The following is a 22,369-nucleotide window of genomic DNA, read 5'->3' as shown; positions in this document are numbered from 1 at the left end:
AAACTCATGGGAAGCTCTCCCATGAGTAAATTTACATCTTATAAAACCCCCTGCCAGAGATCTTCATCTTCGTCTTTTGACTCTTTTGCTTCTTGAACTAAAGCATTTAGTCTTTTAAGCAGTGCATCAAGTTTTTGATTTAGCACTGGCACTTCAGACTTCTTCTTTGTCACTATGTCTTGCTTTATGAGTAAAGAGCGCCTTTTAAATAGCTGCTCGTTATATACCAAAATTTCATTATCCCCAAGAGTTACATTAGTAAAACTACTACCGATGCCAAGCTCTTTTTGGTAGCTTAGCTCAGCCTTTAAAAGGTCATTTTCATCTATAAATATAGGCGAAGCTTTATAAATTTTACCATCGTGGTAATACTCAAATTTTTTTAACTTGCTAAAGTCTTTATCCTCTCCGCTGGCGTATTGTCTGACCGAGTTTTTAAAGAAGTATTGATTGGTTAAATTTCCCACCAGCTCTTTATATCTTGAGTCGCTACCAAGGCTACTTTTTAGCACATCTTCGTTTTGAAAGGCAAGTATTAGCTCAACCCTAGCCTCTCTTAGCACGTCAGCGTGCAGGTCCGTTGAGGGATTTAGCACACGCTGCGCTTCATCTATAAAGATACTAACTGGCACCTTCTCTTCGTTTGCTATGCGTTGCGCCATATTTGAAAGGGTGGAATTTAGCATAAGCTCTACCGCACTATCTTTTAGTCCTTGAGAATTTACAACGACTATCTTTCCTTCATTTAGTAGCTTGCTTATGCTATTGCCATGATAGTTTAGCATCTCATCGTCAGCTATGCTTTGCAAAGCAAAAAGCATAAATGTGTAGTTTGAGAAAAGCCTTGCTTTTTGTGACTCTTCATCATTTCTTACACCTTCATACTCCTTAAAAGCTTGTATGAAATTTTCAGATTTTTCATTAAACTCGCCTAATGCCCAAATTTTCTCATTTAAAGAGCTAGCCAAATGTCTTCTTTTGCTTATACCTTTTGCAAATGCCGTGTCGCTTTTTACATGATCATCTACCAGCTTAACTAAGGCATAAAATTTTTTAAAGTCGCCTAGCTGCTGGGTTGATTTGCATAAATTTGCAAAGCTTGGCTTTATATCTTTTGCTCTATTTTCTATATATGGGGTGCAAAAACCTTGCTCTGTAAGGTCACATATCGCCTTCATCGTTGAAATGGACTTTGTAGCGATATTTGCTGCTAAATTTCCCCAAAATGGATCACGCTTTGTGCCAAATGTCTTTTGAAAGAAATTCATCAATAAACTCTCACTTGCGTCATCCATTATGTTTATTTTGTTCCCCCATGGCACATTTATCATTACGACATCTTTTAGTCTGCCATGCTTATTGGCTAAAAATTTAACCTTTTTATGCTCAACTCCTTTATAGTCAAAGACAAGCATCCCATGCCCTGCTTTTATACGCTCATCCATCGCTGGCAGGATCGCTGAAGTGGTCTTACCGCAACCTGTTTGCCCTGTTATCATCGCATGCGTAAAGCTAATAGGTATGCTAAGAGCGTTTGAAGCAGCGACTTGGGCTAGCTCTTTTTTGTTGTTGATTAGTGAAAAAACTGACATATTATTCTCCTTTATTAGTTGATATTATTTCATTAGCTAGGCCATAAGCAATGGCTGATGATGCGTCTATATAGCAGTCTCTATCGGTGAGCTGCTCTATCTTTGCTATTTTTAGGTTGCTGTTAGCCTTTATCATCTCATTGACTTTTGATTTGATTTTTAAAATTTGATTTGCGATTAGTTCGATGTCACTTGCCTGACCCGATGCGCCACCAAGAGGCTGATGAAGCATGAGGCTTGAGTTTGGCAACATATAGCGCTTATCTCCGTTTAAAAATATGAGTGCAGACATAGAGGCAGCTAGTCCCACGCAAAATGTATTGATTGGTGATTTTATGGTCTTCATAAAGTCGATTAGTCCAAAGCCATCATATATCGAGCCTCCAGGGCCACTTATATATATGTTTATGTCGCTTTGATCTAAGCTGTCAAGATACAAAAGTGTCTTTTGTGTAGTCAGGCAAATTTCTTGATCGATCTGCCCATATAAAAAGATATTTCTATCAGCTAGCAAGCTCATGTGAATGTCGGCGAAATTTAACTTGTCAAACTCTGCCATCTTCTCTCCTTGTTTTTGGTTTTTGTGAGAGAAGTTTAAGATAGTAGATGAGTCTTTAAATTCCACCTATTGCTTCTAGAGTCGGTGGTTTGGTTGTTTTGAGGTGTTCTTATAAAATCTCTAAATCGTTTATATGGTATCCTAAAGCAGGACGTCTATCTTTTTTTATGAACAAATTTAAGCTCTCACCCAAGAGATCTTCGAAGTAAATTTTGGCTAGTTCGTTAGCATCCTTACGTTTTAGTGGAGCGTGCAAAACAACATAGAGTCCATAGATATTATCTATAAGCCACTGCCTAGCGTATCTATCTTTTGTTGTCTGAAAATTTTTATATGAAAGATCATTTTGTAGTTTGTCTAGCTCTTGTTTAAATTTATTTAGTACAAAAATATTTTCTTTTTTAAGAAATTCGCATATTGATTCAGCATCCAAGAGTAGCTTATCCCCTAAATAGTATAAGTATTTTTAACAAGTGCTGCTTTTATTTTTATCACTTTTCGCTCTATCTTCCAAATTTCATCATAAATTTGATCAAAATTTCCAAAAAATTTAGGAGAAAAAATAACCAAAGCGCCATCTTCTCTAAAACTTATATACCTATCTTTAAAAATTTCAAACTCAAAAACTTCAGACCACATTTTTCCAAAAAAGAGCGCTTGGTTATCTCTATCTAGTGTGATTACGAGACCATCTCTTATTATAAGTGCGCCTACACTATTTAAAAATCTCTCAACCTTTGCTTTTTCATAAATATAGCCTGCAAGATAATAAACCAGATTGCCATGGTTTGGCAATTGGTTACCACCTGGAAAGTTGGTATATTCACACTCCCAAAAGTAGCGTCCAGGGATTAAACACATCATTATAAAAGCAGCGTCTTGCAAATATTTAAATTTTTCATCATCACCTATTAATCTACTTTTTATATCTTTTACATGACTTTCCAAATGCATATTTGGGGTTAGCATATAGCTATTTTTATCATTTATATGCTGTTTTTGACGTGAAGATAAATTTTTGTCTAGCTTTATAAGCGCATAATACTCTTTATATATTTTTCCCAGCTTCGCATTTATATGCTTTCTCTTACTTCTGTCTTTTTTACTAAAATCTTTAATGCAGGCACGAAAATTTGGCACATTTACTATGAGCTCATCATGCTCACCGCAATACCTACACATTTTTTCCATAAAATGCCTAACCTGCTCATCCTTTTCACCATTAACCAACTTTTCAAACACTTCAAAGATATTTCTATCATCTATGCTATTAAGTTCATAAAAATTACAAACAAAGAGTGATAACGCATAGGTATTTACAAGGGAGTTTAAAATTGGCTCCTGTTTAATATTTATATCTTCCATTATCTCCTTTTTATTTCTATTGCTAAAAATTTTATATTCAAGTAGCAGTGACATATATTTTCCTTGCAAATTTTTTAGTGTTTTTTACTGATTGCTATTACTAAAGATAAGTTTATATTTTAATAGCTTTTTTTGAAATTAAAATAATAAGATTATAGTAATAAATAAATATTTATATAATAAATAGTAAAAATTATTCAAATAAATATAAAATATGATATAATTATTCGTATAGAAAAATATAGGAGGAATTATGGTAAAAAAAATAGCATTTACCTTATTTTTGTTTTTTGTAGGTACAAATGCCAATGCCTCTTTTTTAGAGGCTTTAGTCAATGGTATAGCACAAGACATGAAGGAATTTATGACTCCCCCTAAAAAACCTGTATGCAATCCTACTTTTGCAAACTCAAGATCTATATATGTAAGAGATAGTAATGGTGTGGACTTTAACTATGAATATACATATAAAAGTCTTAGCAGGGATTCAAGCTTATACGTAGAAGACCCATCTAAAACAGAATATCCAAATTTACAAAGAATAGCATCCATTAATTGTAGTAACAATATGATGTCAACTTATTTGTCTCTCTGGTATGTTGATAAAACAACAGGTAGAGTTATTGCAGAACTCGGTCCAACAGAAAGCTACGAAAAGGAATTAAAAAAACTGCCTTTGCTTAATATAAACGAGGCAGAGGATAGAGGATGGATTTCTGCGGATTTTCGTAGAAACTTTTTTGAAGAAGATTACTCAGTAATATATCTTAAAAACAAAAAGAGGAAAATGAGATGATTAGAAATTTAGCACTTGCTTTTTTGGCAATGTTTTTATTAAGTGGTTGTGCAACAACACTAAATAAAAGTAAGAAAATGCAAAGAACAGATAAAACTATTAAATCACAGAAAGATCCTAATAGTGGAATATACTACCATATATCTTATGGCCCTGAGGTTGATTTTGCAGGAAACGGAAGAGATAAGACTTTTTATTATTATTTAGAAATTTTTCCAGTCAAGACAGATTTTATAAATCCTTATACTGAAAGAAACGATGATTATATGGCACTAACAGAATGTTATAGTAAATTACTCAACGTATCTTCTAGGACAGGGGGTATCCATGTAAGCAGTAAAGATTATGTCTTGCCAAGTAACCCACAAAGCATAATGCTTTATAGGACTTTAGAATCTAAAAAAAGAATAGAACTTAGCGATTTCTCCGTATGTGACTCGTCTGTCAAATGGAAGAGACTACAAGAGGCCCCTAAAGAGTGGAGTAAATAGGTAAAACAAATTTTATTAAGGAGTAAAAATGAAAAGGATATCGTTGTTTTTGGTAGTAATTGCGTTAAATGCTTTTGCAGTTACAAGCGCAGAAGTTGAAAAAAGTTGGGACAATATGGTCAATGCAATGGCCGAAATGAGGCCAGTATATACGATGAAATATGCAAACGAGCTAAGAAGCCAGTGTCTAAGTGGTGAAAATTGTTTGGCTTGCGAAAAATTTATCAAAATCCCAATAGCCGCTGCAAGTTTAGCAAAATTTTCAGATAGTAAACTAGGAACTAAACTTCTTGGTATGGTTGAAAGTTATGCAAATAAAATTTACGATCACGGCTGCCACAAGATAGGTTGCAAGGCTATATGTGATCTAGCAAAATAAAAATGGTTTATGCTACTTTAAGCATTTATATAGTGCCTAAAGTAGCAAATATACTAAATTTAGTTTTGATTGTTTTGCGATTTTAAACGCTCCAACTCTCGTTCTAACTCCCGTGCTCGCATGCTTTGAATTTGCATTATCTCCAGTCTGACTATATTTGCATCAGGAAAATTTTCTATCGTCTCTTGTCTGCCATTTATGTCCATTATAGTTATTGCATTTTTTGTTATCTCATCTTTTATCGCCATTTCATCTTTTATAGCTCTTTCGTCTTTTTCAGAAACTTTGGCATATAGTATTTCATCTATATTAAAGCTAGTTGGCTTAAACGATTTAATCACTATAACCCTTTGTTGTGTTATAACTATTCCACTTCCTATATAAAAGATAAATGTCTTCATTATATATATGGCATACAAAATAAAAAAAATTGCGCCAGCAGAAAAAGCTAAGATAGGATTGTTAAAAAAATGCTCAACTAAATCTACTATAATTATAGTAAAAAATATTAGTCCAAGTAATATTTTACTAAGGTCCAAGGAACTTGCTTTTAACAAAAATTTTCTTTCTACAAACTCATTAGGGCCAAGGTTAAGACATTTGTTAAAAGATTTTTCATACATACCATAAATAATAAATGAAACTACCAAAAATATTAATATTGTAATTGCAATAGACATTTCTAATCCTTTAATAATATCTTTTGATGTATTTACTGCCTTCTTCTGACAGTATGTCTCCTATGAATCTATATGGCACCACTTTGAGGCCATCATAACGTTGATCTACATACATCTTTCCATTAAATATATACATACTCTGAACTAGACAAGACATACCGCAACTAAGATCTATAACACCTTTTTCGCCCAATAGTCTCTCTAAACTTTCCTTATCAACCGTAAAAAAGTCTTGGATATCCTTTTCTTTACCATCTTTTATCATCTTTACATCTCTATAATCTCCTTCTGCATTACCAGTAGTATTCTCATACCTTAAAGAGTCTTCTATCGCTATGTCTGGTGAAGAGAAGTAAATATTTGTGTGACCTATCATATGCTCACTGGAATTTAAACTACTTTTTCTATAACTATCTAAAACACCATACGGCCCCGTATAACACACATCCATATTTCTAATCAGATCTTCCTCATCCTGAGTAAGCTTAATATCATAGTTTTTTACAAACATAGACTTCAGCTCCAAAACCTTTGTGAGTGCTATGCACTCATTTTGCGCTTTTAGACAATAGCTCGAATCTTGTGGTTTATCCTTATTGTATTGCGTTGATATTATTTCAAAAACTTTTACATTGTTTCCAAATTTATCTTTTTTAAAGCATCCAATATCTTTACCTGTTTTGGTGCATTCTGTCTTTTGTCCATCTACTATTATTTCTCCCATATTGCGGTAGTCGTAACATCCCCCAAAGTCATCCTTCTCATTTCTTTGCGAATCAAAAAAGTTAAAAACAAGCTGAAGTGATAAGTCATAGCCGCCTGTTCTATTTTGAAGCACATAGATTGATTGAACACCTGTATCTATAATGTATTTGAAATTGCTAGTAGCACCTCTTTCTAATCCATACACCATACTAGCCAAAAAGCATACAATAAATAATGCCTTTTTCATCAAGAACTCCTTTTTCTATAAGTAAAAATTTACAAGTATATTATTCAATACGAACTTTATTTAATATAAAATTTATTCTAACTACATAGTTTCTAGGTATGGTTGTCTTTGTGGCGAGTAGAAGGTGGTTATAGAAGAGAAATATCCCTCATATGTCTTAGCGTTTGCTCTTTGTTTTTCTCTAGAATTTCTATTAGCCTTGATAAGAGTGGCTCTGAAGCATATTGACAAAGATCTATGATACGACTTATGTTTTGTAAATTTTCATATTCTTTATCATTGTAATTACATTTATTTACCATATCTTTTAAAAAGCTTGAGATATTAAGGTTGTCTATGAAAAGTTCTTGTTCGCTTACTTCAAGGGCTTTTGCTATATAAGGTATAAGCTCGGCTTTGATCTCTCTATTTCCATTGAGGTAGTTATATATAGATGGTAGAGACGGCACTTCGCCTGTGCTTTTTAGCCTAGGTTCAAGATCTATAAATTTTTGGACAAAGTCCTTTTTCTTTAACTTTTTACTTCTTAGGATCGCATTGATTCTTTCATAAATTTGCATTTTACACTCTTTGAAATTGCTCTAAATTTAAGAAGTATAGTTGATAAAAAAATACTATATGAATTAAGTATTCAATAAGAATAATTCTTATATGATTTTTAACCTAATGAATGAATTTCAAATAAGGAGATTGTTATGAAAAAAGTATTTTCAAGTTTGCTAATAGCTAGCTTGCCATTAGCTATGTTTGGGGCTGCGCCTTTTAAGTTAAAGCTATATCAAGACAATCCAGATGATGCTGGTTTTAGTTTTGAGATTACATCGCTTTATGATGGTAGGCTTATTGTTGATTACCCTAACATAGTAGTAAATAAAGGTAAGGCAGGATGTGTAATATATGATGACAAAAAATCAAATAAGGTATTTGATGATTATCTTAGACAACGTGGGGGAGGGAATTCCTTTGCTGGATATTTTGGAGAAATGTTTCAAAATGCATTTCGGTCAAAAGAAGAACGCAAAAATTTTATTAGACAATTTGGTGTCGAAGAAAATAGCAAGCTTGCATTTGAGTATGGAGATGCTAGAGAATCTTTAATGGTATGCCAAAAAGATAGAATTTTAGAGATAGTTGTCCCAACAAATGTCGGAACATATACTTTTAGTTTTAGATAGGATAAATGATGGCAATGATGAAAAATATTATAAAGATTTTAGCAATTACAGCCTTGAGTTTAAATTTACTTCAAGCAAAAGCCACACTTTCCATAGATGGATATATGCCAAAAATGCTTTTTATGAAAGTCAAAGATGGCGGAACTATCTATGTGGATGATGAGAAAAAGGGTATGACGTCTGCAAATGGTCCATTGATAGTTCAGATACAAGAAGGGGAGCATAATGTAAAGGTATGCTTCCCTAATGAAAAAAATAATATACTCAGGATATGTGGTGAGCAAAAAGTCTATGTAGCAGACGACACACAAGCAAGCGTAAGCATAAAAGCAGAAAGATCACAAAGTATGACAGATCTAGAAAAGTGTCAAGATGGTGATTTTAAAATTTGTGCTGAGTTGGGTAAGGCTTATTACTATGGTAATGGTGTAACTAAAGATATTAATAAGGCAATACAACTTTATGAAAAAGCTTGTGATGGCGGAATAATGGATGGATGTACTAATCTAGGTGTTATTTACCAAAATGGCGATGGAGTAACCAAAGATCTTGGTAAGGCAGCACAGCTTTACCAAAAAGCTTGCGACAATGGAGAGATGTATGGATGTCTTAATTTAGGTAATGCTTATTATCTTGGCAATGGAGTAGCAAAAAATCTTAATAAATCAGTAGAACTTTACCAAAAAGCTTGTGATGGTGAAGTAATGAACGGATGTCTTAATTTAGGTAATGCTTATTATCTTGACGATGGAGTAACCAAAGATTTTGGTAAGGCAGTACAGCTTTACCAAAAAGCTTGTGATGGTGAAGTAATGAAAGGATGTACTAATCTAGGTGTTATTTACCAAAATGGCGATGGAGTAACCAAAGATCTTGGTAAGGCAGTACAGCTTTACCAAAAAGCTTGCGATGGTGGAGAAATGAAAGGATGTCTTAATTTAGGTAATGCTTATTACGATGGTGATGGAGTAGCAAAAAATCTTAATAAGGCAGCACAACTTTACCAAAAAGCTTGCGATGGTGGAGAAATGAACGGATGTCTTTATTTAGGTAATGCTTATTATCTTAGCGATGGAGTAACCAAAGATTTTGGTAAGGCAGCACAACTTTACCAAAAAGCTTGTGATGGTGAAGTAATGAAAGGATGTGCTAATCTAGGTGTTATTTACCAAAATGGCGATGGAGTAACCAAAGATCTTGGTAAGGCAGTACAGCTTTACCAAAAAGCTTGCGATGGTGGAGAAATGAAAGGATGTCTTAATTTAGGTAATGCCTATTTCAATGGCGATGGAGTAGCAAGAGATATTGATAAGGCAATGAAACTTTTTCAAAAAGCTTGCGATGGTGGAGATATGGAAGGATGTAATGTGTTGCAAAGATTCAACTGGCCACGAGAATCAAATTAGGTAATACTTATAAGATAGCCTATAAACAAAAACATATATAGCTACTTATAAATTCATAAGTAGCTATATAACTTCAGGTTAGTTAATTTTTAATAAAATCTCTTTTAAACACTCTTTTAAATTTTGAATGCTATCAAAAAATCTTGATAGTAAGTTAGCCTCAAGAAACTGCTTTACTTAATGATAGTTCCATTGGGATCCTCTATGGTATTTCTCGTTTCCTATTATTCTAAAATACCAACAAAGATAAATCCAGAATTTACTAATAATAATTAACTAAAAATATATTTTAAAAAGAAACCTACTACTGCAAACGCTATAACACCGCAGGCAAATTTATAATATGACTTGTAAAAACTAATAAAATTTACAAATAAAAAACCTAGAATATACAGCAGATCTGCATTGGGGTCTTGACTTTTACGAATATATAGAAATAGCATTGCAAATAATATGATAGAGGCAGTTATAAGTATCTTATGAATTTTACCAAAATCTTTACTAAAGATATTAAATACATGAAGAAAGGAACCGACTATAAGAGCTCCGCTTATGTATCCTAACTCCAACTCTAGTTGATATTTACAAATGGCATATAAAATTAACCCAGATATGAAAAAAATCAAAGGTTTTTCAAATATTATCAAGATAGTGTCAAAAATTCCTTGAGCGGCATCTGGAAGTTTTTTACCAATTTCCAAATCAGTTTGGGTTACTTTACCAGTCCCTCCACATACAGGACAGTTTTTGTCTGCTCTTATAAATCCATATCCTTGACAATACCTACATTTTATCTCTCTAGTTACCATATAAAACCTATCTTTTTAAAATTAGTTATTCTATATAAAATCTTCTTATTCTATTTTTAACTTTATATTTTATGCTTATTTTTAAATAAAAAGCCTCGCAGAGCCCAAAGGTTTAGAGCTATCTAAACCAATTTGGGCAATAAAATGGTTTAGGCTAATGATTTTTGCCCAAACACATATAATTACTATAAATAGATATTAAATTAAAGAGGCAATATGTTTAAAAACCAACAAGCAAACATAACATTTGAGCTAGCTAGTGACCGCATAAATGCTCACAATAGTAGAGAAGAAAAACCTGGCTACCTAATGCCAGGATACTATCTAAACGAAAAATATGGCATCTTGAAAAAGCCCGTGAGGTACATAAGATTAAATAAGCTTAGCTTCGATGACTTATGGCAAAAAAGAAGAGATGAGATGAAGTATGAAGTATCGCATCTTGGCAAGATCAAGCTGATAGATAAGCACAAGGGCAAAAAACCACTAAAACAAAACTGTCACTATGAATGCGTCATAGGACTAAACGAGCATACGCAACTATCAAGCTTACTAAAATCCATAAAAGCTGTAAGCAAAATTTTAAACATTGAACCCATAAATTTATACATTCATAGTGATGAGGGGCACCTTTTGAGAAAGAGCGATAACAAGGAGATATTTCCACTATTTCATGATGAAAATGGCAAACTAGGTGGCACATACATTACAGATAAGGATGGCAGGGCTTATTACATACATATAAAAGAGAGTGTAAATGGCAAGCAATACTATGAAAAAGGGGCTGAACTCGAATATGAAAAATTTGAACCAATATTTCAAAAGCATGCTCATGTAGAATGGAATAGCTTAGTAAATGGCAGAAACCAAATGCAAAGATTCAAAAAGAATACAACTGATCCGAATTTGGACTACAAAACCGTTTTTAAAACTGTATATAACACAAACGCTGAAATTCTGGGAATGATAAAAGGAGATGGTGGCAGTAAGCATAAGAAACTAAAAGCTTTTAGGGTGGCTAGCGAAAATGATAAGCTTATGAAAAAACTAGAAGAGCTAGAGGCTATCATTGAAAAAGATGAGACATATATAGGGATCATTACTGGATATAGTGAAGAGCAAAAAGTAAAGGTAGAAGAGCTAGAGCATGAAAATCAAACACTAAGAACAAGGCTTAGCGATCAAGAAAGCTTATATAAAGCTCAAGAGACGGAGCTACAAACTACTAAAAATGAGTTTTACAAGACTAATCAAGAGCTTATCAAAAAGAATAGTGAAATAGAATTGGCAAGAGAAGAGATAAGGCAAGTAAAAGAAGAAATTTATAATCTAGTCATAACTCATGCAAATACAAATATCAAGCTAAAAAGAGAGCTTGAACACTTCGGTATAGTCTTTCCTGTGGAGATTAAGGTGCAAGAGCCAAATAGTAATTTAGAAGTTATAGCCTCTATAAATTTAAGCTAATAGCGTATTTCTATGAGTAAGGAGTGAGATTGTGCTTATATATTGCAAGTATTTTTATGTGATCTTGTTCTATACGAAAGACTACCACATACCCTTTAAAGATAAGGTCTCTAGTGTCTTCTCTATTGATTGTTTTATTTTTTCTAAATCTGTAAGGCATATAAGAGATGCTTTTTAGCCTTTCTACCAGCTCAATATAAAAAGCCCGAGCAGTCTCAATGCTATCCTTAGAGTAAAAATCTAAAATTGCATCAAGTTGGCTTAGAAATTCCTTGCTTAAATAAGGAATTTGCTGCATTTAGGCACCGTATTTTTTAAAAAGAGAATTTACATGAGCATTCATTTCGTCCATTGAGACATACTCTAGCTCTCCTTTATCATCCATATCAGAAATCCTCTTTAGATGCTCTTCGTCCTCTTTACTAAGATAGTTTTGCTGCTCACCATAGGCTTCAAAAATAGCAGCTGGATCTATTTTAAAAAGTAGAGCCTTTATCGCTTCGAGAGTGGTATTATCTGCAGTTGTTTGAATGTTTATCATGGTTGTCATAAAAGTCCTTTTAAATTTGGGTAGATTATAGCACTTTAGAGTCTTTGATTTTATTAAAACAAAAATTTCTATAGCTAAAAATTCTAGAAAAAGTTGTCCTGATAATCGGACAAGTTTTTTATTAAAAATGTTCTAAAAGCCCCTTAAAATCATAGAATACTTGTTACAGATGGGCGATTTTATCTCAAATTTCGGCGTTTTGGATTTTACGAGTAAATGCGCAGCAAGCTATGGTAAAATAAGGCTTGAGATAAGAAATAAAAACAGAAGGATAGGCGATATGGATATGCTGATTGCTGCCGTAGCGCTTGGCGATAATCTTATTTTGGTTACGAATAACGAAAAAGATTTTAAAGATATAAGCGAGCTCAGGATGGGAAATTGGAGCATTTGATATAATATACGGTAAATACAAAGCCTTTTGTTGGTTATATCGGAGGTTAGCTTAAAGCTGGAATGTGCAACCAAAACAAAGATGACTAAGCTCATGAAAACCAGTTGTGCCGCTCTCGATAGACTACTAAACCCAGACAACGATTCGCTAACGCTAAGCACGCTTGAAGGTGCGATAGCGTCAGGCAAAAGACTAAGTATCTAGGTAACCTGGCGGTTGCCGATTAATATATTTAAATAAAAATCGTCTAAAATTTTGGACGAAATTTTATATAAAATATTGCAGAGGAAAGGAATTAATGGTGCTAGACTTGTTACATAGACTTGTTACATCTTTTTACTCAGAAAGAGTCAATATTTATACTCTTAAAAATGCCATAGAAATCCCATTTTTAGGTACTTGTAGTAATGAAAAATGTTTTTACACTCTAGGTGTCCCTATCTCCCGGCCACTTTCTAATAACGCTTTTTAATAATCATAAAACTTGCAAAAATGGTAATTTACAAATAATATAAAATTTTTGCCGTTTATAACATCAAAATATTAGCACCACATAGGCAATGAAATTTTAAAACTGTTAGGATAGTTTATAGTTAAAAATATTATTTATAAAATGGAAGCAGTAAAAATAGATAATTTAGCTGCTTCTATTAAATTTCTAATTACCAACAAAAGACTTTATTTTTTGAATAACGGACATTATATAACCATCTGTTGTTTGAGTATCTGTAAAAAATTGCTTCATTTCATGCTCTATATAGCCTGTAAGTGCAAGTACGGAAATAATAATAGCTAGGCTTGCAAAGATTATAGAACGTCTATTTGCGTTATATTGATACACCTTTTCCTTAAGATCAAAAAATTCATTAATTGATTGATTTGTATTTTCTAATTCTTTATTTTTTTCAGAATTTTCTTGTATTATTTTTGTTGTATCTTTTAGATCTTCGTGTAGTGACATGTATATAAAATTTTTAAATTTAAAAAAATTCTCTTTTGTCTCAAATATGTGTTGTTCTTGAGTTTTTCTTAGTAACAAAAAGGCATATATGGCTGTAAGTATAATAAGTGATATTCCGAGCTTATCTAAAAATGCCATATTGCTTAACATGTTAAATAATATCATAAGCAAAGATACTATAGACAAGGCTGATATTTTTGCTATTTTGCAAGGATTAAGACCAAATATAGAATATGTATTCTTGTTTGTGATGGACTTAAGAATGGAACTAATATTTTTTTGATATATGTATACTTTGGCATTATAAAAAAGTTTAATTAGAACTTTTTGTATACCGTTTTCATAACCTGATTTTGTAAATACAAATAAATTCCAATAAAATTCTTCATTTATGTATATATTGTCTTTTTGAACAAATGTTTTTGTGTATTTTGTTTCATTTTGTTTAAAATATGATAATTCTTTTATTGCATCGTAGTTGTTAAAAGTATTTATTCCCTCAAAATCAGCAAATATTTTCATCATCTTTGTATCGCTAGGCTTATAGCCGCTAATTAAATTTTTATAAAATCCAAAATGTATATTTTTTTGATTATAAATTTTATCTACAGGTTTTATAGCATAGAGCACATTTTCTTTTTCTATATTAAACATAATGAAATGTATCGAGCAGGCTATATCTGGTAATATACCTAAACATTGGGATACTTTTTTGGATTGATTGTTTATACTATCAACGAAATTTTGAAGTTCTTTTTTTGTATCAGTGTCTATTTTGTCATCAACTTCAAGTATTTCGGTTAGTTTTTTATAAATGATAAATTTGTCATCACGTATATATTTATCGGAGATGTCAATCGATGTAATGGTAACGTCTTTGTGTTCCGAGCTTATTATATTGTCCACTTTATAATCATTTTTTATACAAAGGTCAAACAACTCAATGTTTTTGATCTCAAATAGTTTTTTGTCGCATCTAAAATAGTGTTTCTTTTTAATGTCGTTAGTTAAAATGTAAAGCTTGCTGTCATCGAAATTGATTGAAGTTAGCTCTTCTATCTCTTGTGCTTGTGGATATTGATCGCAACATTTTTTTAACTCGTCTATAATAAATTTTTTAGGACCGAAATTTTTATCACAGGTTAATGTTTTACCGCTAAAACCAATTTTATTAAGAGATTTAAAAAGATCATTATTGGTTTTTTCAGTTACTTTTCGTTTTGTAATAAAGGGTTTATCATCTGTTTTTTTAAAATTTAACAAGATGCAATTTTTAACTTTAGAAATTTTATTGTCATAGACGACATATTTATTGTCTTTATAATCTATAAAATATGGAAATAAGTAGCGTGCAGTTTTTCCTTCTATATTTTTTAAAAAGTTTATGTCTACTTGCATTTTCTTAAAATTCTTTATTATTTCACAGCTACTTTGTATATTGTCTGTTGCCATTTCTATATCTAGTCTTGTTAGCTTTTGATAATTTTTTCCTTTGTCTATAGAGTCCATTGAGTAGTAGTTGTCATCGCTGTATTTGATAGAGAAAATTTTTACATTATTTTCTTGATCACAAAATATATTTTGGTGATTACTATTTATTTCAAAATTCTTTAACACAAGATCGAAATATTCGCCGTATATGCCTTTGGGGAGTTTTGGCTGCTTTTTGTATCTTTCAAAATTTATAAAAAGATCTTTTATGAGCTCGTCTTCAACCAGTATCGCTTCATATCCAACAAATAAATAATCCTCATCCATAACTGCACCTTTTAGAAAAATATAATGAAAGTTATTTTATATTAAATAAAATAAAAATAATATTTAAATGATAAAAAGTTTATTTGTAGCAAGGAGTGGTTTATGAGCATAAAAAGCATTTTTAGTAAGATCTTTAAAGGTGAGCAGGGTGAGGCTGATGTGCTCGAGGCTATCGGTAAAATTTTAAACCAAAAAGGCGATGAAAACTACTATCTCATCCCAAAGGCGAGCATCGACGATCCTGCTGGCTCATCTAGAGAGATCGACCTGCTTTTGCTCCATCCAGCACTTGGAATTTACGTCATTGAGGTGAAAAACTGGGATGATCTTGAGCAACTAGACGAAAACAACCCCTACGATCAGGTAAAAATTTATCAAAGAATGCTTCTTGCAAAGATAGAGTCAGTGCTTAAAAAAGTGCCTATAAATGTCGAGTACAGGGTCATTTTCCCCTCTATCAGCAAGGCTGAGGCTAGTAAATTTTACGCGAAAAATCCAAGCTATCTAAATTAAAAAATCACACCTTTTTCAAGGACGATCTCATAGACGAGAACATCTTTGCTAAATTTTTCAACTCCTCTATAAGCACGCTACCAAACAAAAAAGAGTTTCTTAAAATTTCAGAAATGCTTGTCAATCAAAGCAGGCTAAAACAAAAGATAATCCCGATAATCACGAAAGACGAAGTGATGTTTTTTGACCACAAGCAGCTTAGTATCATGAACGGCTACACTGGCGGTTTTCGCGTGATCAGAGGCGTTGCAGGCGCTGGCAAGACGATGATACTTGCAAATTTTGTCGCAAATAGGCTTGAGCGTGACGAAAATGAGAAATTTCTCGTGCTTTGTTTTAACAAAAATTTGGCCCAAAATATCAAGTCAAGCTTTGGCGATAAATTTATAAACAAAAATATCGCCGTATATCCGATCATCTCGCTGCTAAAACGCATAGAATTTGACGAGACAAAGCTTGAAATGGATGAAAATACAAATATCAGCCAAAAGTATCAAATTTATGAAACCGACGAAGCGATTGCTGAGTTTAGAGTGAAATTTAAAGCCCACCTTGCAAAGCACCCGATCGACTACGTCCTTTGCGACGAGACTCAGGACATGCCAGCTGGCTTTATGCGTGTCATCTATGAGGAGATAAAGGACTGTATATTTTTCATCGACGAGGCTCAGAAATTTTACACATACACGATGAACAACATCGCCGACATCTTTCACCATCCAAAATTTGAGCGGATCGACATGAGAGGGCGCGTGAAAAATCTAAAAAACATCTACCGAACGCCTTCAAACATCGCTAGGTGCGCATTTGAGATCTTGCAAAAGGACTCTGTGATAAACGACTACTACAAAAAGAGCTTTTATCTAAATCATGACTTCATCTCAGACATCCAGTGTATCTTGCAAGATGGCAGCATAAAAGTGGCTGAGCTTGATGAATTTGCAGATCTTAAAAAGTGTCTAAAAGCATTACCAAATGGTGAAACAAGTGTCGTTTTAAGTAATAGCAAGGTCGCTGTAAGTGCCATAAAAGAGAGCGTCTTGCCAGAGGGTAAAAACGTGGAGGTTTTGACGATGCAGTCCATTAAAGGCCTTGAAGCACAAAATGTCATCATCCACAACTTTTTGCCGTTTTTGCAGACCATATATAAAAATGAAAGGGCGCTTTTTTATAGAAAAATTTACGTCTTACTAACTAGAAGCCGTGAAAATTTGTATATCTCGCTGCCTAAAAATTTGGATGAAAATTTGCCAGATGAGATAAAACAGGTGATAGAGATCATCAAAAAATACGCCACTATCACGCAAGACTTGCCGCCGAAAAGCGAACAAATAAAAGAAAAATCAAGCTTAAAACTAGCCTCTATAAGGCCAGTTTTAAGGAATGTAAAAGAGGTCGGCGAGCTAGTGGTGACGGGTAGTCAGCTCTTTGCCATCATAGCTGGGCTCTTTGCATAGTAAATTTTAATGGCAGCCGCAGCCACAACCACATCCGCCGCTTTGTTTTATCGTGTCAAAAACTGCGTCGTAGTTTGGCTCCTGGGTCACTTCAGGGACGATTTGTTTGTGGATGATGACGCCATCTTTGATGACAAAGACCGCTCTTGCAAGCAGGCCTTTTAGCGCCCCGTCACTCATTAGCATGCCGTAGTTTTGGGCAAATTCGCCGTATCTAAAGTCACTTCCCACGCGCAAATTTTCTATGCCCTCAGTCGTGCAAAATCTCCCCATCGCAAATGGCAGGTCGTTTGAGATGATGCTAAGTTTTATGCCGTGTTTTCCAGCTACTTTTTCGTTAAATTTACGTGCTTCTGCCGCACAAACGCCAGTATCAAGTGAGGGCAAGCAGACAAGCACCTCGATGCCGTTATTTCCGCCCACACAAAATTCGCTAAGATCTTGCGCTACGACTCTTGCTTCAGGCGCATAAGAGCCGACAAATAGCTCATTTCCACTTAAATTTACCTCACTACCTTTAAATTTTGTAGTTGCCATGATTTCTCCTTATTTTTTAGCTTTTTTAAATGCTTGATCAAGGTCGGCTATTAGATCATCGACGTTTTCGATGCCGATGGCTAGGCGAAGTAAATTTTGCTTTATGCCGATCTTATCTAGCAACTCTTTTGGATATGCCTCATGCGTCATCGTAGCAGGCCTGCAGATAAGGCTCTCTACGCCACCAAGGCTCACTGCTAGATCAAAAATTTCTAGCGCTTTTACAAATTTATTTACATCATATTTTTCATCAAGCTCAAATGATATAAGAGCGCCGATGTCGCTTGCTTGAGCTGCTTGCATCTTTGCCTCTTGCTCGCTGTATGAGCCAGGGAAATGCACCACGCTAACGGCGTCATTATTCTCTAAAAATTTTATTATTTTATGGGTATTTTGTGTTTGTCTGTCAAACCTAACGCTAAGCGTTTTAAGCCCACGTATGAGGTAGTATGCATCCATCGGACTGATGATGCCACCAAGCGTGTTTTTGGCAAATTTTATCTTTTCAGCCAAAGCATCATCGTTTAGCGTGACGATACCAGCGATCACGTCAGCGTGTCCGCCGATATATTTTGTAGCGCTATATACTACGATGTCAGCTCCGTGCTCAAGCACTTTTTGATAGTAAGGCGTCAAAAATGTGTTATCCACGATGACTAGAGCGCCCTTTTTGTGAGCGATCTTTGAAATTCTAGCGATATCAGTCACTCTTAAGAGAGGATTTGAGGGAGTTTCGATGAAGATGGCTGCCACGTCGTCACTTATGTCATCTTCGCTTAAAAAATTTAGATCATCTATAAATTCGCTCTTTATGCCGTGGCTTTCAAAAACGCTCGTGACATATCTATATGTGCCGCCATAGACGTTGCTATTTAGCAGGACTTTTTGCCCTGTTTTGATAAGACTAAGTGCAGCTGCTGTTGCTGCCATGCCCGAGCCAAAGCTAAATGCGTATTTACTACCTTCAGCTTTAGCAAAGATATCATCAAATGCCTTTTTTGTAGGGTTGTTGCCGCGTGAGTAGGCAAATTCTTGAAAATTTTCAAGGTCATCTTGCACGAAGGTGCTAGCTAAAAATACTGGCGGAACGACCGCTTTGTTTGGGTTGTTTTTAGCTTCGATGCCTTTTACGATTAGAGTGTCTAGTTTCATAAATTTCCTTTTTAAAAATTTACGAAATTTTACATGATAAAGATTAATTTTCCCCAAACCCACCCAAAATATAGCCAAACCAGTAAGTGGTAGTAAAAGTGCTTTTTAAATTTGCATTTGTAAGATTGCTAAGACTAAATTTAAGCTTTTGCCTGGTCTTCGCAAGCCGCCAATGTATGGTTTTTTACTCGCTTTTGGCTAAATTTTTACCATAAATTTTACTCTACTAGATCAACCGACCAGTTTGCCTCCTGAAGCTTCATCTCAAGCTCTCTGATCTCTTTTGAAAGCGCATCTACTTGCTTTTGAAGTGCGCTCACATCGACTGTGCTTAAAATTTTGATCTCGCTGTTTGAGTAAAGATCGACCTTTTGACTAGCGCTCGTGGCAAACTCTCTAAGCACGTTTGCTTTTAGCGTCAAAGCGTCCTTTTTAGCGATCATCTCAGTGAGGCTCATGCCATCAAATTTTGCGCTCGAGTTTGTTAAATTTATAGAGCAAATGAGCGTAAAAAGCTCGCTTGTTAGCTTGTCAAGCTCTTTTAAAAGCAGCTTTGGATCCTCGCTTGGACTTTCATTCTCCTGCGTTTTTGCGTTGCTAAGTAGTCTAACTTTTAGCTGTTCGATGCGCTTTTGCGTGTCAGATCTTAGGATGAGAGCCTGAGCTAGTTTCATCACTTTTCCTTTTTTGGTATTAAATTTTTAAATCATCTTAGTATCTTTTGGGTTATAATTGATTTAAAATTTTATTTAAGGAAAAGCTATGAAGTACGATTTTGACACATTAGTAAGCAGAGAAGGCACAAACTCATCAAAATGGCGTATGAAGAGCGATGTTTTGCCGATGTGGGTTGCGGATATGGACTTTAAGGCTGCACCTGAAATTTTAAGTGTCTTGCAAAAGCGCCTTGATAACGGCGTCTTTGGCTACTCTTTCATCCCAAAAGAGTGGAATGAGGCGATAAAGAGCTGGTGGCAAAGGCGCCATAACGTGAGCTTAGAGAATGAGTGGATGTGCTTTTGCACGGGCGTCATACCAGCTATCTCGACTGCTATTAGGAGATTTAGTAGCCCAGGAGATCAAATTTTAGTGCAAGCGCCTGTATATCACGTCTTTTTTAACTGCATAAAAAACAACGGCCGTGAAATTTTATCAAACGACCTCGTCTATAAAAATGGCTCTTATGAGATAGACTTTGACGACCTCGAGGCAAAGCTGGCCCAGCCGCTAACTACTATGATGCTTCTTTGCAACCCCCACAATCCAATAGGCAAAATTTGGAACAAAGAGACGCTTAAAAAGATAGGCGAGCTTTGCTATAAGCACGATGTTTTAGTTATCAGCGATGAAATTCACTGCGACATAACTGATCCTGGGCTAAACTACGTGCCATTTATCAGCGTTAGCGAAGAGTGCAAAAACAACTCCATCACGTGCATCTCGCCTACAAAGGCCTTTAACATAGCTGGCCTTCAAAGCTCAGCCGTCGTCACGCCAAACGAAAAGATCAGATCAAGGCTAAATGCCGCTATCAACTACGATGAGGTTGGCGAGGCAAATGCCTTTGCGATCATCGCCGCAATCGCCGCATTTAACGAGGGCGAGGCGTGGCTTGATGAGCTTAGAGAGTATCTTTTTGAAAACAAAAAGGTCGTCGCAAACTTCATAAAAGAGCAAGGCTTACCAGTGAAGCTCTTGCCATCAAGTGCGACCTATCTTTTGTGGCTTGACTGCAGTGCGTTTTGCGAGGATTCGAGCGAGTTTATGAATTTCTTACGCGACAAAGCTGGACTTTGGCTAAATGACGGCAACGCATACAGGGGGGATAGATTTTTCCTTCGTATGAATATCGCAACGCAGCGCGAAAGGGTGCTTGAAGGGCTAAAACGCTTGCAAAATGGGATAAATTTATACACTTCAAAAAGATAAATTTTGGCTGCGGTGGCTTTGAGATTTAAGCCGCCCTTGCTTGATACAAAATAGCTACTAGGGGCATTTTGAAGTAACAAATACTGCTCCCATTTCTTAAATGTCAAAGTAAGTTTTACTCATAAATTTAAAGGCGTGAAGTTGTTTTATAGCGCTAAATTTAAAGTAAAAGTCACCGCACCAAAATAGATTAGACCACTAAAGCAAGCGTTTTATGCCATTTCAAAGTTATAACCATTGTGCCTATTGCTTACTAAATTTAGCAACTCGAATTTGAAAAATAGAAATTTGAAAGTGAGATATCTTGCGCCAGCTTTAAATTTAAGAAAACTCACTTGGTAAAACAAGATTTTAAGCCATTCGCATTATCTTTCAAAAAGTGATTTTGCAGAGAAATTTGATGATTTTAAAATTTAGAAAATAGAAATTTAAAGATGAGCTGGCTCATGCTGGCTGTAAATTTATAAAAAGACCACTTGCCAAAACAAGAAATTTCACTCTTTTAAAATGATAAATTTGATAGTTAAATTTGAATAAAAGCAGAAATTTAAAGGCGGGGAGGTCCCGCCAGATATTATTTATGTAGTTCTTTTGTGTAAAACTCAACTGAGCCAAGGCCCTCTTTTAGCGCCCACTCGTAAGCTTGGCTTACAAATTCCCAGTTTATATTCTCGTAAAATGTCTCTAGGTATTTTGGACGAGCGTTGAAGTTGTCGATGTAGTAAGCGTGCTCCCAAACGTCAACGACTAAAAGTGGCACTTTGCCATCGCTCACTGGAGTTTTTGCGTTGCTAGTTTGCACAATCTCTAGCTTTTTGCTGCTTGGGTCAAATACAAGCCACGCCCAGCCTGAGCCAAAAAGCGTTGTAGCTGCCTTTAAAAACTCATCTTTAAAGTTTGCGAAATTTGCTTCGATCGCAGCTTTTAGCTCGCTTGACATCTCGCTTTTTTTAGCGATGCAGTCCCAGTAAAAGTCGTGGTTATAAACTTGAGCGACGTTGTTGTAAAGACCGCCTTCGCTATTTCTTAAGATCTCGTAAAATGATGCGTTAGCAAATTTTGTATCTTTTATGAGATTGTTTAAATTTGCAACATATGTTGCGTGGTGCTTGCCGTAGTGGTATTCACAGGTTTTAGCACTTACTACTGCATTGTGGTTTGCGTCAAACGGAAGTTTTCTTAGTTCAAACATAATAATTCCTTAATAATAAAATTTGTTATTTCGCATTATAGCCACAAAAGATTAACAAACAAAATCTTTTAAATTTTAAGCCAAAAATAGGGCGTTTTTATAAAAGCTAAATTTTTTATTTATAAAAGATTAGCGAATTTACTTGATAAATTTGTGGTTAAAAGAGTGAAATTTTATATCCTAAAAGAGCAAATTTGGCTTTGCAAAAGAGAGAAAAGTAAATTTAAATTTCTCTAAATGTAAAAAATAATATAA

General features: G+C 34.5%; 25 protein-coding genes. 10 read left to right on the top strand and 15 right to left on the bottom strand.

From position 1 onward, the window contains the following. Positions 1-38 precede the first annotated feature (38 nt). The 4 genes from F3G76_RS08275 to F3G76_RS08260 form a co-directional block, all read right to left on the bottom strand. Positions 39-1,592 carry a type IV secretory system conjugative DNA transfer family protein gene (locus F3G76_RS08275; RefSeq protein WP_149706427.1) on the bottom strand — a complete coding sequence of 518 codons (1,554 nt, stop codon included), beginning with the start codon at positions 1,590-1,592 and terminating at the stop codon, positions 39-41. 1 nt (position 1,593) lies between these two features. Beyond that, a complete protein-coding gene (locus F3G76_RS08270; protein ID WP_149706426.1) occupies positions 1,594-2,151 on the bottom strand; it encodes a ClpP family protease in 558 nt (185 codons plus the stop codon). Positions 2,152-2,260: 109 nt separating this feature from the next. Continuing rightward, positions 2,261-2,584, bottom strand: a complete 324-nt coding sequence (locus F3G76_RS08265) for a hypothetical protein (protein WP_149706425.1) — start codon at positions 2,582-2,584, stop codon at positions 2,261-2,263. A 14-nt stretch (positions 2,585-2,598) separates the two neighbouring features. Further along, positions 2,599-3,570 (bottom strand): hypothetical protein, encoded by a 972-nt coding sequence (locus tag F3G76_RS08260; protein ID WP_149706424.1) that lies wholly within the window; start codon positions 3,568-3,570, stop codon positions 2,599-2,601. A gap of 199 nt (positions 3,571-3,769) precedes the next feature. On the opposite strand from F3G76_RS08260, the gene F3G76_RS08255 reads away from it, so the two are divergent. The 3 genes from F3G76_RS08255 to F3G76_RS08245 are packed head-to-tail and all read left to right on the top strand — an operon-like array spanning position 3,770 to position 5,182. Continuing rightward, positions 3,770-4,312, top strand: a complete 543-nt coding sequence (locus F3G76_RS08255) for a hypothetical protein (RefSeq protein ID WP_149706423.1) — start codon at positions 3,770-3,772, stop codon at positions 4,310-4,312. After that, positions 4,309-4,803 carry a hypothetical protein gene (locus tag F3G76_RS08250; protein WP_149706422.1) on the top strand — a complete coding sequence of 165 codons (495 nt, stop codon included), beginning with the start codon at positions 4,309-4,311 and terminating at the stop codon, positions 4,801-4,803. Before F3G76_RS08255 ends, F3G76_RS08250 begins: the two co-directional genes overlap by 4 nt. A gap of 28 nt (positions 4,804-4,831) precedes the next feature. Then, complete coding sequence (locus tag F3G76_RS08245; protein ID WP_103594876.1) at positions 4,832-5,182, top strand: hypothetical protein; 351 nt, start codon at positions 4,832-4,834, stop codon at positions 5,180-5,182. A 59-nt stretch (positions 5,183-5,241) separates the two neighbouring features. On the opposite strand, the gene F3G76_RS08240 is transcribed toward F3G76_RS08245, so the two are convergent. From F3G76_RS08240 to F3G76_RS08230, 3 genes are all read right to left on the bottom strand, one after another. Next, entirely contained in the window at positions 5,242-5,862 is a 621-nt protein-coding gene (locus F3G76_RS08240) for a hypothetical protein (RefSeq protein WP_149701468.1), read from the bottom strand. 10 nt (positions 5,863-5,872) lie between these two features. Beyond that, positions 5,873-6,814, bottom strand: coding sequence for a hypothetical protein (locus tag F3G76_RS08235; RefSeq protein ID WP_149706421.1), 942 nt, complete (start codon positions 6,812-6,814; stop codon positions 5,873-5,875). Between the two features lie 128 nt (positions 6,815-6,942). Then, positions 6,943-7,374, bottom strand: a complete 432-nt coding sequence (locus tag F3G76_RS08230; protein WP_149706420.1) for a hypothetical protein — start codon at positions 7,372-7,374, stop codon at positions 6,943-6,945. Between the two features lie 135 nt (positions 7,375-7,509). Here F3G76_RS08230 and F3G76_RS08225 point away from each other — a divergent pair, with 135 nt between their 5' ends. Together F3G76_RS08225 and F3G76_RS08220 are read left to right on the top strand one after the other, a co-directional pair. Then, positions 7,510-7,989: a hypothetical protein gene (locus F3G76_RS08225; RefSeq protein ID WP_149706419.1), complete on the top strand. Its 480-nt coding sequence runs from the start codon at positions 7,510-7,512 to the stop codon at positions 7,987-7,989. An 8-nt stretch (positions 7,990-7,997) separates the two neighbouring features. Continuing rightward, positions 7,998-9,395, top strand: coding sequence for a tetratricopeptide repeat protein (locus F3G76_RS08220; RefSeq protein WP_188116571.1), 1,398 nt, complete (start codon positions 7,998-8,000; stop codon positions 9,393-9,395). Between the two features lie 272 nt (positions 9,396-9,667). Here F3G76_RS08220 and F3G76_RS08215 read toward each other — a convergent pair whose 3' ends face one another. Beyond that, positions 9,668-10,204: a hypothetical protein gene (locus F3G76_RS08215; protein ID WP_103610766.1), complete on the bottom strand. Its 537-nt coding sequence runs from the start codon at positions 10,202-10,204 to the stop codon at positions 9,668-9,670. 216 nt (positions 10,205-10,420) lie between these two features. On the opposite strand from F3G76_RS08215, the gene F3G76_RS08210 reads away from it, so the two are divergent. Then, positions 10,421-11,671: a hypothetical protein gene (locus F3G76_RS08210; protein ID WP_149706417.1), complete on the top strand. Its 1,251-nt coding sequence runs from the start codon at positions 10,421-10,423 to the stop codon at positions 11,669-11,671. 10 nt (positions 11,672-11,681) lie between these two features. On the opposite strand, the gene F3G76_RS08205 is transcribed toward F3G76_RS08210, so the two are convergent. Both F3G76_RS08205 and F3G76_RS08200 read right to left on the bottom strand, forming a co-directional pair. Beyond that, positions 11,682-11,969: a type II toxin-antitoxin system RelE/ParE family toxin gene (locus tag F3G76_RS08205; RefSeq protein WP_103644979.1), complete on the bottom strand. Its 288-nt coding sequence runs from the start codon at positions 11,967-11,969 to the stop codon at positions 11,682-11,684. After that, positions 11,970-12,221, bottom strand: coding sequence for a hypothetical protein (locus F3G76_RS08200; protein ID WP_021092475.1), 252 nt, complete (start codon positions 12,219-12,221; stop codon positions 11,970-11,972). A 169-nt stretch (positions 12,222-12,390) separates the two neighbouring features. On the opposite strand from F3G76_RS08200, the gene F3G76_RS08195 reads away from it, so the two are divergent. Further along, the gene (locus F3G76_RS08195) at positions 12,391-12,615 is read left to right on the top strand and encodes a type II toxin-antitoxin system VapC family toxin (RefSeq protein WP_103644980.1); all 225 of its coding nucleotides are present in this window, start codon (positions 12,391-12,393) and stop codon (positions 12,613-12,615) included. Between the two features lie 658 nt (positions 12,616-13,273). Here the strand turns inward: F3G76_RS08195 and F3G76_RS08190 are convergent. Further along, positions 13,274-15,334: a hypothetical protein gene (locus tag F3G76_RS08190; protein ID WP_149706416.1), complete on the bottom strand. Its 2,061-nt coding sequence runs from the start codon at positions 15,332-15,334 to the stop codon at positions 13,274-13,276. 102 nt (positions 15,335-15,436) lie between these two features. Here F3G76_RS08190 and F3G76_RS10805 point away from each other — a divergent pair, with 102 nt between their 5' ends. Continuing rightward, on the top strand, positions 15,437-15,847 hold the full coding sequence (locus F3G76_RS10805) for a nuclease-related domain-containing protein (protein WP_223227448.1): 411 nt from the start codon (positions 15,437-15,439) through the stop codon (positions 15,845-15,847). Between the two features lie 113 nt (positions 15,848-15,960). Next, the gene (locus tag F3G76_RS08185; RefSeq protein WP_223227447.1) at positions 15,961-17,304 is read left to right on the top strand and encodes a DNA/RNA helicase domain-containing protein; all 1,344 of its coding nucleotides are present in this window, start codon (positions 15,961-15,963) and stop codon (positions 17,302-17,304) included. A 6-nt stretch (positions 17,305-17,310) separates the two neighbouring features. Here F3G76_RS08185 and tpx read toward each other — a convergent pair whose 3' ends face one another. The 3 genes from tpx to F3G76_RS08170 form a co-directional block, all read right to left on the bottom strand. Further along, positions 17,311-17,841 carry a thiol peroxidase gene (gene tpx / locus F3G76_RS08180; RefSeq protein ID WP_103575517.1) on the bottom strand — a complete coding sequence of 177 codons (531 nt, stop codon included), beginning with the start codon at positions 17,839-17,841 and terminating at the stop codon, positions 17,311-17,313. Between the two features lie 9 nt (positions 17,842-17,850). Further along, the gene (locus F3G76_RS08175) at positions 17,851-18,993 is read right to left on the bottom strand and encodes a trans-sulfuration enzyme family protein (RefSeq protein ID WP_149706415.1); all 1,143 of its coding nucleotides are present in this window, start codon (positions 18,991-18,993) and stop codon (positions 17,851-17,853) included. 218 nt (positions 18,994-19,211) lie between these two features. Then, entirely contained in the window at positions 19,212-19,667 is a 456-nt protein-coding gene (locus F3G76_RS08170) for a DIP1984 family protein (RefSeq protein WP_103571487.1), read from the bottom strand. Positions 19,668-19,755: 88 nt separating this feature from the next. Between F3G76_RS08170 and F3G76_RS08165 the strand changes: the two genes are divergently transcribed. Next, on the top strand, positions 19,756-20,922 hold the full coding sequence (locus tag F3G76_RS08165; protein WP_149706414.1) for a MalY/PatB family protein: 1,167 nt from the start codon (positions 19,756-19,758) through the stop codon (positions 20,920-20,922). Between the two features lie 574 nt (positions 20,923-21,496). Here the strand turns inward: F3G76_RS08165 and sodB are convergent. Further along, positions 21,497-22,114: a superoxide dismutase [Fe] gene (gene sodB, locus F3G76_RS08160; protein ID WP_149706413.1), complete on the bottom strand. Its 618-nt coding sequence runs from the start codon at positions 22,112-22,114 to the stop codon at positions 21,497-21,499. Between the last annotated feature and the right edge of the window lie 255 nt (positions 22,115-22,369).

Source organism: Campylobacter concisus (assembly GCF_902460575.1).
Taxonomy (GTDB): domain Bacteria; phylum Campylobacterota; class Campylobacteria; order Campylobacterales; family Campylobacteraceae; genus Campylobacter_A; species Campylobacter_A concisus_AW.
The sequence above is the reverse complement of the archived record's forward strand: the minus strand, read 5'-3'. Positions and strand labels throughout refer to the sequence as shown.